We start from the raw sequence: 10,607 nt of genomic DNA, 5'->3' as shown, positions 1-10,607 counted from the left end.
CCCGATACCCGTTCCAATTCGGGGCCGCAGATATCCTCGGTGACGCCGGGATAGACCGTGCTTTCGAACACCACCACCGCGCCCCGGCCCATGGCGGCGCCCACCGTCCGGCAGGCCGACAGCACGGGCCGCAGATCGGGCTCGTTTTTCTCGTCCACCGGGGTCGGCACCGTCACGATATAGATGTCGGCGCCCCGGATGTCCTCGGGCCGGGCCGAAAGCTTCAGCGTGCTGGCCCGCAACACCGCCGGTGCCACTTCGTCGGTGCGGTCGATGCCGCGGTGAAGCTCGGAAATCCGCTCCGCCGAAATGTCGAAGCCCGTGGTCGGAAACCGCCGCGCCAGCGCCACCGCAAGCGGAAGGCCAACATAGCCGAGCCCGATGACGACGATCCTAGAGCATTTTCCGGTCAATCTGGATCACTCCGTTGCTCCATGCGGGGTGACAGACCGCAAGGCCCGGCCCGCAGGTCGATGCGGCGCATCGGCCAAGGGGCGGAACGCCGCGGATGTCCGCCGCATGGGCAACCTGAAAGGACGGGCCGATTTGCGGCCATTGCCACGTCAGCCGTCTCGACCGTGGCGCCGCCACGCTCTTCGCCGCCTTCCTTGCACCGTCTCGCAAATCGCCACCGTCGGAGTGATTCAGATTGGCCGGAAAGTGCTCTGGTGCTGCTCATGGCCCCATGCCGCTAGTTGGTGGAGAGGCTGATTTAGCCTGCCTGAGCACCGGAGTCCAAAAGCTTTCTGTCCTGATCTTCCGCCACTTCGCGGAAGACCTGGATCAGCCGGTCCACATGGCTCTCCCAGGTGAAGGATTCCACCACCCGCTGGCGTCCACGGGCGATGAGGGCAGCGCGCAGTTGCGGGTCGCCCTCAAGCCGGCTCAGGCAGTCGAGCAATGCGCTGAGTGACAAAGGTTCGAAATACAGGGCCGCGTCGCCGCAGATCTCGCGGTTGACCGGGGTATCGGCGGCCACCACCGGCAGGCCGCAGCCCATGGCTTCGACCATGGGATGGCCGAAGGTCTCGGAAATGGAGGGAAACACGAAGACGTCATGGGTGCGGTAGAGTTCGGGCAGGCTTTCGTAGGGGCGCCGCCCCAGGGTGACATCACCGCGCGCCGAGGCTTCGGTCAGGATGTGGCGGTCCAGAAGCCCGCCCCGGAAGTCCTCGGTTTCCCGGATGTCCATGCTGATGGTGGCGTGGGCTTGCCGACCGGTCCGGTTCAGCTCGGCCACCGCCCGGCAGACAAGCTCCGGCTGCTTGTGCGGATAGTAGACCGAGACGTAGATCAGGCGCAGGCAGCCGTCCACCCGCCAGTCCCGCCGCAGACCGGACGATGGCGAGAAACTCTCGCTCATGGTCCCGTAGGAATTGACCTCGATTCTGCTTGCCAGGTCGGGCGCCCAATGGAGCAGCAATTCCCGCATGGCCAGGGTGGGGGTGACCACCCGGTCGCTGCGGCGTGCTGATTCCAGGATCAGCCGGCGGCGGACGCTGCGCTGCAGCGCTGGCGCCACTCCCTGGGCCGGTGTGCAATTGGCCAGGTAGAACGGATCGAACAACCCTCCCTCGCGGATCAGCAGGATCTGCGGCACGGGGCAGGACAGAAGGCCGAAATTCGCCGAGGAAAACAGCACGTCCGGCTTGAGCCTTGCCACCGTTCGCCGCCAGAAGGTCTGCTCCCAGAGGAAGCGCGACAGTGGACGCAGGTCGCTGGCCCAGTGATGCCACAGCGGCAGGCCGTTCTCGGGAAAGCGGGCCGAGACGGCGATGGTGGCGTCCACCTTGCGCTCGGCGAGGCTGCGCGCCAGATTGCGGGTGTAGGTGACGATGCCGCCGATACGCGCCGAGATGGCATTGACCAGGATCTTCATGGCCGCCGTTCCTCCACGAAAGCCAGAGCCTGCTTCAGCCCGGCCACATCAGCCTCGAAATCCCAGCCGGCAATCCGCTCGGCGGCTTGCGCTCCCAGGCAATCCGAGCGGGCAATCACTTGAGACAGGGCGGTGGACAGGGCCGCGGCATCACCGGCGGGAAACACCGCCCCGGTCGTCTCGTCCACCAGATCGCGGGCCGCGCCCACCTGGTCGCTGACCACCACCGCCGTGCCGCAGGCCATGGCCTCGTTGACGGCCAGTCCCCAGGGCTCGGATTCAGACGGCAGCACGAAGGCATCGGCCATCGCGTAAAAACCGGGGAGTTCACCCTGGTTGCGGAAGCCGGCGAACACCACGCCCGGTTCGGCCCAAGCCTCCAATTCCGCCCGCATCTCGCCGTCGCCGACCATCAGCAGCACCGGACGGGGCTGGGCAAGCGTCTTCCAGGCGTCCAGAAGCAGGTCGGGGCGCTTGCGCCTCTGGAACTTACCGGCGAACAGCACGACCGGGAGTCCATCGGGAATACCCAGGGAGCGGCGGAGCGCCATGCCATCCGCCCCTGCCGCCCGTTCGGCGAAGGCCTGGTTGTCCACCGCGTAGGGCATGGAAAAGATCCGTTCCTTCCCGATGCCCCGCCTCAGATAGTAGTCGCCGTTGGCCGTGCCGATGGCCAGGAAGGCACGGCAGCGGCGGAAGATCCACGCCAGATAGCGCCGCTTTACCCAGCCCCGCGGACCCGGCCCGTCGGGCATGGCCTGATCCTGGTTCTCGCCCCGCATCAGCACCGGACGCCCCCGCACCCGGGCCAGTCCCAGGGCCTTGAGCCGGGCGGATGAATCCCACCCATGCATCCAAACCGCATCGGCCCGCCCGATTTCGCTCTCCAGGCTGGTCTCGGCCATTGTCGCGTGGTCATAGCCACCCAGCAGGTCCACGTCCCAACGGACCTGGGTTCCGAAGCCTGGATCGTGATAGCCCTGGACGGTATCTTTCCGTTCGAAGATCACCCTGAGGTCGATGCCGGGTTCAGCGGCGATGCGGCGCAGCAGCGGTGCCTGATACTGGATGGGATGGCTGACGAGGTAAAGCAGGCGGGTCACGGCGGGCCGCGCCTCCCCGCGCTTCGCAGCACCTGGGCGGTCAGTGCCCCGGTCTTGGCCCAGGAATACCCCGCCGCGCGCTCCAGTGACCGCCGGCCGAGGTCTTCGCGCAGCCCGGCATCGTCCAGGACCCGCTCGATGGCCGCCGCCATGCCGTCCACGTCCAGGGGGGAAACGTAGAGGACCGCGTCCCCCGCCACCTCCGGCATGGCCGCGCTGTCCGAGCAGATCACCGGCGCGCCGCAGGCCATGGCCTCGACCAGGGGATTGCCGAAGGTCTCTACCGTCGAGGGAAAGAGGAAGACGGTGCAGCGGCGGTAAAGATCGACCAGTTCGGCCGGCTTCTGCCCCCCCAGGAAGGTGATGGCTCCGGCGACGCCACACCCTGCCGCCAGGCTCACTAATTCCCGGTGATAGTCAGCATCGACCAGACGCCCGGCGATCAGCAGGCGGACATCCGGATGATGCCTCATGACCTTGGCCAAGGCGCGGATCAGGGTGTGGATGTTCTTCTGGACGTAGACGTCGGAAACCACCAGCAACTCGTCCGGCAGGCGCGGCGCGGGGAGGGCGGCAGGCGTGAAGCGGGCATCGACACCGTGGTGGACCACGGTGATCTTGTCCTTGAACCGGCCCGTCAAACCAAACCCCAAGGCACGGCGGGCGTAATCGGAGACGGCGATGGCCGAGTGGCAGCCGACCAGCGAGGCCAGGGTTCCCGCCGCCAGCCCCGCCCAATAGGCCCATTTGGATGGACGGTACTCGCGCTGGGCGACCGCCAGGGAATTGCGCAGCACGATCACCGGGTTGGGTGCCAGCAGCGGCCCGTAATTGGCCAAGGAGAAGGTGACGTCGGCACCCATCTCTCGGGCCAGGATGGGCAGGGCCAACTGCTCCCAGGCCAGCAGCCGGATGAAACTGTTGGAAAAGCCCAGGAGATGGAGCCGGATCCCTTCGGGCGGCATGCCGAACAGATCGTATTGGTCATCGTGTAGGAACAGGTGCAACTCCAGCCCCTCGGCGGCAGCCAAATGCGGCAGAATATTGCGCAGATAGGTGACGCCGCCGCCCGATTTGGCGTGCAGGGCATTGATGATCACCCGAACCTTGCCGGAAGGGTTACTGGGATGTGCCATGCTTCACCAGGGTTTCGATCACCCTGACTGCCGCCGGCAGGTCATCGACGACATAATCGGCCTTGGTCCCCGCCTCGTACTTGGCTCCGTGGCCGGTGCGCACCAGGAAGGAAACGGCCCCCACCGCATGGCCCAGTTCCACGTCCACCTCCTTGTCGCCGATCATGAAGGCGCGGGACGGGTCGAAGCGATGGTCGGCCACCGCCTGCTCGATCATGCCGGGCAGGGGCTTGCGGCAGGCGCAATCGTCGTCGGGGCCATGGGGGCAGATATAGAGGCCGTCGATGGCGGCGCCCTCGCCCTCCAGCAAGGTGTAGAGCCGGGTATGAATCTCGTCCAGCCGGGCCAGATCGAAATAGCCGCGCGCGATGCCCGACTGGTTGGTCACCACCACCACCCCGAGGTCCAGGCGGTTGAGGCGGCGGATGGCCGCCGCCACGCCGGGATAAAGCTCCAGCTGATCAGGATCGGAGAGATAATGCTTCTCGACATTGATGGTGCCGTCTCGGTCGATGAGCACGAAACGCCGGGAAGTCATCTTTCGTCTCCCTATAATCAATGCCGGAAGTGGCGCATGCCGGTGAACACCATGGCCAGGCCCTTCTCGTCCGCTGCCGCGATCACCTCGGCATCGCGCATGGAGCCGCCGGGCTGGATCACCGCGGTGGCGCCCGCCGCCGCCGCCGCCAGCAGGCCGTCGGCGAAGGGGAAGAATGCGTCCGATGCCACCACCGAGCCGATGGTCTGGGGCTCGGCCAGGCCGGCGGCGGTGGCCGCCTCCTGGGCCTTCCAGGCGGCGATGCGCGAGGAATCCACGCGGCTCATCTGGCCGGCGCCGATGCCCACGGTGGCGCCGTCCTTGACGTAGATGATGGCATTGGACTTGACGTGCTTGCAGATGCGGAAGGCGGTCAGCAGGTCGGCCAGCTCGCGCTCGGTGGGGGGGCGCTTGGTCACCACCTTGAGGTCGGCGGCCATGACCCGACCATTGTCCTTGGTCTGGAACAGATAGCCGCCGGCCACCGGGCGCAGCGTCATGCCGGGCGAGGCCGGATCGGGCATGCCGCCGGTGACCAGCAGGCGCAGGTTCTTCTTGGCGGCGAACACGGCGACGGCATCGTCATCGGCCTCCGGTGCGATCACCACCTCGGTGAACAGCTTGGCGATCTCCTCGGCGGTGACCTTGTCCAGGCGGCGGTTCATGGCGACGATGCCGCCGAAGGCCGAGACCGGATCGCAGGCCAGGGCACGCAGATAGGCGCTCTTCAAATCGGTGCCCACCGATACGCCGCACGGATTGGCGTGCTTGATGATGGCGATGGCGGGCTGCTCGAACTCGGCGGCCAGCTCGAAGGCGGCGTCGGTGTCGTTCAGGTTGTTGTAGCTGAGTTCCTTGCCCTGCAGCTGACGCGCCGTGGCGACACCGGCCCGCTTGCGGCCATCGGTATAGAAGGCGGCGGCCTGATGCGGATTCTCGCCGTAGCGCAGCGATTGCTTCAACTCCCCCGCCACCACCACGCGGCGGGGGAAGGTGTCGCCCAGCTCACGCGCGAACCACTGGCTGATGGCGGCGTCATAGGCGCCGGTGCGGGCATAGGCGGTGGCGGCCAGACGCTTGCGCAAGCCCAGGGTGGTGCCACCCTGGTTGGCCTCCATCTCGGCACTCACCACGGCGTAATCCTCCACATCGACCACCACGGTGACCGAATCGTGGTTCTTGGAGGCGGCGCGGATCATGGCCGGGCCGCCGATGTCGATGTTCTCGACGCAGGTGTCGTAATCGGCACCCTTGGCCACCGTCTCCTCGAAGGGATAGAGGTTGACCACCAGCAGGTCGATCTCCTTGATGCCGTGGGCCTGCATGGCCTTCTCGTGTGCGGCATTGCCGCGAATGCCCAGCAATCCGCCATGCACCTTGGGGTGCAGGGTCTTGACGCGACCGTCGAGCATTTCGGGAAAGCCCGTGAAGTCCGACACGTCGATCACGGCAAGCCCGGCGTCGCGCATGGCCTTGGCGGTGCCGCCGGTGGACAGCAGTTCGACGCCCGACTTGGCGAGAAAGCGGGCGAACTCGATCAGGCCGGTCTTGTCGGAAACCGAAAGCAGGGCGCGGCGGACGGGGCGGATATCGGACATGGGGAAAGGCTCTCCGGGGGCTTGGTCAGTTCGGGACGGTAGGACGGGTGGCGTATTCGGGAACCAGGGAGCCGAGGCCGGCCAGAACCGCCTCCACATCGTGGAGCCGGCATGAATGCTCGAGCCCGGCGATGGCGGCACCCAGTTCGGCGGCATCGGCGGCCCGCGGCTCGGCCACCAGGATGCCGGGCATCTCGGTGGGAATGGTGGGCTCGGAATCGTGGAACAGCTCCTCGAACAGCTTCTCGCCGGGACGCAGGCCGGTGAACGTGATCTTGACATCGACATCGGGCCGCAATCCGGCCAGACGGATCATCTGGCGGGCGAGATGGACGATCTTGACCGGTTCGCCCATGTCGAGGACGAAGATCTTGCCACGATAGGCCGGATGGCCGATGCCGAAGGCCGAGGCCTGCAGCACCAGTTCCACCGCTTCCCTCACCGTCATGAAATAGCGGGTCATGTCGGGATGGGTGACGGTGAGCGGCCCGCCCTCGGCCAATTGCTTCTGGAATAGCGGCACCACCGAACCTGTCGAGCCCAGCACGTTGCCGAACCTTACGGTGACGAAGCGGGTGCCATCCCCCTCGCTCTCGGCGAGATCGAGGGCCTGGGCGTATTTCTCGGCCACCCGCTTGGAGGCGCCCATGACGTTGGTGGGATTGACCGCCTTGTCGGTGGAGATCTGCACCATCAGCGCCACGCCGTTGGCGCGGCAGGCATCGGCCACCAGGCGGGTGCCGACGCAATTGGTCAGGATCCCCTCGTCGGGATTGTACTCGACCATGGGGACGTGCTTCAGCGCGGCGGCATGGAACACCAGATCGGGCCTGTGCCGCGCCATGGCGGCGTTGACCCGCACTGAATCGCGCACATCGCCCAGCAGCGGCACCAGCTCCATGCCGGGCTGGCGGACGGCTATTTCCTGGTCGATAGCGTAGAGATTGAACTCGCAGGCCTCGAACAGCACCAGTGATGCGGGGCCGAAATCGCTGATCTGACGCACCAGTTCGCTGCCGATGGAGCCGCCGGCACCGGTGACCAGGACGCGGCGCCCCTTGATCATGGCCTCCATGGCGGCGCGGTCGAGCACCGCCTGGGGGCGGCCCAGCAAATCCTCGACGGCGATGGGGCGCATGGTGACGCGCTCCTCGACGCCGTCTTTCAGTTCCATCATGCGGGGAATGCGCGCCAGCGTCATGCCGAGCCGGTCGGCTTCGTCCAGCAATTGACGCACCTCGGAACCGTCCAGGCGATGGTCGGTGATGACCAGCCGCTGCGGCGCCAGCCCCTTGGTCTTGAGCGATGCCACCACCTCGGCCATCTCCTCGGTGGAGCCCAGCACATCGATGCCGTGAATATGACGACCGACCCGCTGGCCGCGTGAACTGAGCAGGCCCACCGCCTTGTACTCGGCATCGGGACTTTGGGCGGCACGGATGAACAGTTCCGCCTCGTCGCCGGCGCCGACCAGAAGTACCGGTACCCGGACATGGTCGCCCTGAGCCCGCTGCCGGCTGCGGTGATGGTCTTTCAGCGTGCGATAGATAAAACGCGGCCCGCCGAGCAGGGCGAGCAGCACGAACCAGTTAATCAGCAGCACCGAGCGGGGCAGGGCTTGCAACCTGGTGGTCAGAAACAGCAGCAGCAGGAAGACCAGGATGGTCAAGGTGGCGGCCCGCGTCAGCGCCATCAGGTCGTTGACCGAAGCATAACGCCACACGCCGCGATACAGCCGCTGCGACACGAAGATAGGAGCAGCGATCAGGGTGAACAGGGCGGTGGCCATGGTGAGGTCCAGACGGTCCCACCAGACCCAGGCGTCATCCCCCAGACGCAAATAGAGCGCGACGACGAAAGACAGCGCCGCCATGGACACGTCGTGGGCGAAAGCCAGATGAGCACGCGACAGCGCCGGCAGTTTCATCGACCTTAATCATCCTCGGAAGGCCCATCGGAACCGGGCTTCTTGAAGCCTCTGATTAAGGGAGAGCGGCAAGCCGGTCAAGTGTGACGACCGCACTCCTCCTGGACTCCTCCGGGGAGCGCGGATATTAAGGTCCCGCCCCGCAGCGTGGATGGCCCTTTTTATGAAGCTTCCCCAGTTCATCGCCGGCTCTCCGGCCATTCTCAGCCAGATTCATCTGGAAATCGGCCCGGTTGTCGCCAGCTTGACGGCGGTGGCCGTCCTGGCCTTCGTCGGACGCTTTCTGCTGTCCCGTGCCGAGCCGGCCCCCGCCTTCGCGGCGGGCATGGGGTTTCTGGTGCTGATTTCAACGGCCATCGGCGTTGGGGGCTTGGATCTTCGCCTGGCTCTCTTCCTGGCCGCCGCCGCCGCCCTGGCCACCCTGGCGCGGGACCGCCGCAATCTTGGCGGCTGGGCACGAACCGCCCTGCCCGTGACCTTGATCGCGGTGCCGCTGCTGCTGCTGCTGTCCGACCGCCGGGGCTCGGAATGGGATGAATTCAGCCACTGGCTGCATGCCTTCCGCTATGTGCGGGAAACCTTCATTCTGCCAGGAGGTCCCTCGGCTCCCCCCATGCCATCGTGCTGCACCGCCTATCCCTATGGCTGGCCCATGGCCGGTCTGGCTGCCATGGTGCTGTCGGGGTTTTCCGAGGCGGTGCCGGCCCTGCTCAATACCTTGCTGCTCGTGCTGTTCGCGGTGACGCTGATCAGTCTGGCGCGGCGCGAGGCGGCGGGCACGGTTACCCTGCCCATGGCGGCGATGGGGTTTCTGGCCGCCACGGCATTTTCCCCCACCTTCGTCCACAAGCTGGTGTTCTCGGCCTATGCCGACGTGGCCACGGCCTTCCTGGTGGCCATGCTGGTCCTGATGGGCGAAAGAATCACCGGCAGCGAGGATAATGGAGAAAGAGGGCGCTGGAGCCTGGCCTTCGGTCTGGCCGGCGTGGCGCTGATGGGGGTCAAGCCCGGCAACGCCGCCCTGTTCGGCTGTATTCTTGGGGGCAGTGCCTTGCTGGCTCTGCGCCGTGGGGGGCTCCGAGCCTTGCTGCGGATGCATTGGTTGCCCATGATTCTGCTGCCCGCCTTGTGCTCGGGGTTGTGGCGCTGGCATGTGGATCAGTATCTGGCCGGGCGCGAGATGGTGATCTTGCCGCGCGAGCACTGGCATGTGGCCCAGATCCCCCAGATCCTCCTGGCCATGGCCGATGTGGCCAGCAACAAGGGCGGCCATTTCGGCCTCAGCCTGGTGATGGTGGTGCTGGGGATACGCGGTTTCATCCGGGACCGCAGCCTGTTCGACCGGCTGTGTGCCCTGGCCGCCATGCTGTTCCTGGGCTACAACCTGTTTCTCCTGGTCACCTATGTGGTCGTGTTCGGCGATTACGAGGCGCTGCATGTGGCCTCCTACTGGCGCTATAATACCCATCTCGGTCTGGCCATGATGCTGCCGGCCGCCGTTCTGGCGGGACGCGGCCTGGGGGCCGTCGCCCATACCAGGCCGATCCGGTGGTTGGGCCGCGCCGCGGTGGTTCTGACACTTGCCGTGCCGGTGATCCTGGCCTCGCAGATCCGCTTCGATCACGATCTCACCAAGCCCTTCCTGCGCCAGTCCCTGCACGCCGCCGGCGCCGCCATGCCCATGGGCGCGCGCGCCACGGTGATCGATCCCTCGGGCAGCGGCCTGTCGGGGGTGATGGCCACCTATGAGTGGAGTGGGCGGGTCAAAATGGTGTCGTACCTGTCGGCGTTCAGCCGAGCCGATCTCAGCATTGTTCTGAAGCAGCAGGAGGCGGATTGGGCCTTCGTCTATTCCGGCCAGGCGCGGATGGGTCTGGAACCCGTCAGTGCCGCCCTGCTGCTCCACCGGGAAGGTACGGTGTGGAACGTGGTCGAGCACTTTCCCTATCCCGGCGGCATCACGCCCGAGCGCTGGCCCTGACGGAGCGATCATCACATGCACTCAGCACGCGGGACTCAGCCATGAGCAGCAGGATCGTCGTCATCGGGCTCGGCTATGTTGGCCTTCCGCTTGCGGTGGCGCTGGCGCGGCGGTTTCCGACCACGGGCTTCGACATTTCGGCGGAGCGGATTTCCGAACTTCACCGCGGCATCGACCGCACCGATGAAGTGGCGCCGGCGGTGTTGCGGGCCAGCACGCTGAAGCTTTCGGCCCGGCCCGAGGACATCCGAGGCGCCGACCTCTATATCGTGACGGTGCCGACCCCGGTGGACGAGAAAAACGAGCCCGATCTGCGGCCCGTGCTGTCGGCCTGCCGGACGGTGGGCGCCGCCATGGGCCGGGGCGCGGTGGTGGTGTTCGAAAGCACGGTCTATCCCGGCGTCACCGAGGATATCTGCGGCCCCGAATTGGAACGGGTCTCCGG

At 66.4% G+C, this 10,607-nt stretch carries 7 protein-coding genes and 2 pseudogenes; 2 read left to right on the top strand and 7 right to left on the bottom strand.

Going from position 1 to position 10,607, the window contains the following annotated elements; translation table 11 throughout:
- The 7 genes and pseudogenes from H261_RS21525 to H261_RS21495 form a co-directional block, all read right to left on the bottom strand.
- Positions 1–413 (bottom strand): annotated as a pseudogene (locus tag H261_RS21525) (nucleotide sugar dehydrogenase); the annotation flags it as partial.
- A 299-nt stretch (positions 414–712) separates the two neighbouring features.
- On the bottom strand, positions 713–1,879 hold the full coding sequence (locus H261_RS21520) for a glycosyltransferase family 4 protein (RefSeq protein WP_008621905.1): 1,167 nt from the start codon (positions 1,877–1,879) through the stop codon (positions 713–715).
- Positions 1,876–2,982 carry a glycosyltransferase family 4 protein gene (locus H261_RS21515; RefSeq protein ID WP_008621904.1) on the bottom strand — a complete coding sequence of 369 codons (1,107 nt, stop codon included), beginning with the start codon at positions 2,980–2,982 and terminating at the stop codon, positions 1,876–1,878. The genes H261_RS21520 and H261_RS21515 overlap by 4 nt, the downstream gene beginning before the upstream one ends.
- The gene (locus tag H261_RS21510; protein ID WP_235063011.1) at positions 2,979–4,118 is read right to left on the bottom strand and encodes a glycosyltransferase family 4 protein; all 1,140 of its coding nucleotides are present in this window, start codon (positions 4,116–4,118) and stop codon (positions 2,979–2,981) included. The genes H261_RS21515 and H261_RS21510 overlap by 4 nt, the downstream gene beginning before the upstream one ends.
- Entirely contained in the window at positions 4,102–4,656 is a 555-nt protein-coding gene (gene gmhB, locus H261_RS21505) for a D-glycero-beta-D-manno-heptose 1,7-bisphosphate 7-phosphatase (RefSeq protein ID WP_008621902.1), read from the bottom strand. Before gmhB ends, H261_RS21510 begins: the two co-directional genes overlap by 17 nt.
- A gap of 17 nt (positions 4,657–4,673) precedes the next feature.
- Positions 4,674–6,254 carry a bifunctional phosphoribosylaminoimidazolecarboxamide formyltransferase/IMP cyclohydrolase gene (purH, locus tag H261_RS21500; protein WP_008621901.1) on the bottom strand — a complete coding sequence of 527 codons (1,581 nt, stop codon included), beginning with the start codon at positions 6,252–6,254 and terminating at the stop codon, positions 4,674–4,676.
- A 25-nt stretch (positions 6,255–6,279) separates the two neighbouring features.
- Positions 6,280–8,181, bottom strand: a complete 1,902-nt coding sequence (locus H261_RS21495; protein WP_008621900.1) for a polysaccharide biosynthesis protein — start codon at positions 8,179–8,181, stop codon at positions 6,280–6,282.
- A gap of 163 nt (positions 8,182–8,344) precedes the next feature.
- Between H261_RS21495 and H261_RS21490 the strand changes: the two genes are divergently transcribed.
- The gene (locus H261_RS21490; protein ID WP_008621898.1) at positions 8,345–10,162 is read left to right on the top strand and encodes a hypothetical protein; all 1,818 of its coding nucleotides are present in this window, start codon (positions 8,345–8,347) and stop codon (positions 10,160–10,162) included.
- Positions 10,163–10,203: 41 nt separating this feature from the next.
- A pseudogene (locus H261_RS21485) lies at positions 10,204–10,607 on the top strand (nucleotide sugar dehydrogenase); the annotation flags it as partial.

The organism is Paramagnetospirillum caucaseum, from assembly GCF_000342045.1.
GTDB lineage: Bacteria > Pseudomonadota > Alphaproteobacteria > Rhodospirillales > Magnetospirillaceae > Phaeospirillum > Phaeospirillum caucaseum.
This window is presented reverse-complemented; position numbering and strand designations above follow the sequence as displayed.

Excerpts from the sequence above, each read along its gene's own strand:
- H261_RS21520 (WP_008621905.1), bottom strand. The coding sequence starts at position 1,879 with ATGAAGATCCTGGTCAATGCCATCTCGGCGCGTATCGGCGGCATCGTC.
- H261_RS21510 (WP_235063011.1), bottom strand. The coding sequence starts at position 4,118 with ATGGCACATCCCAGTAACCCTTCCGGCAAGGTTCGGGTGATCATCAAT.
- gmhB (WP_008621902.1), bottom strand. The coding sequence starts at position 4,656 with ATGACTTCCCGGCGTTTCGTGCTCATCGACCGAGACGGCACCATCAAT.
- purH (WP_008621901.1), bottom strand. The coding sequence starts at position 6,254 with ATGTCCGATATCCGCCCCGTCCGCCGCGCCCTGCTTTCGGTTTCCGAC.
- H261_RS21495 (WP_008621900.1), bottom strand. The coding sequence starts at position 8,181 with ATGAAACTGCCGGCGCTGTCGCGTGCTCATCTGGCTTTCGCCCACGAC.
- H261_RS21490 (WP_008621898.1), top strand. The coding sequence starts at position 8,345 with ATGAAGCTTCCCCAGTTCATCGCCGGCTCTCCGGCCATTCTCAGCCAG.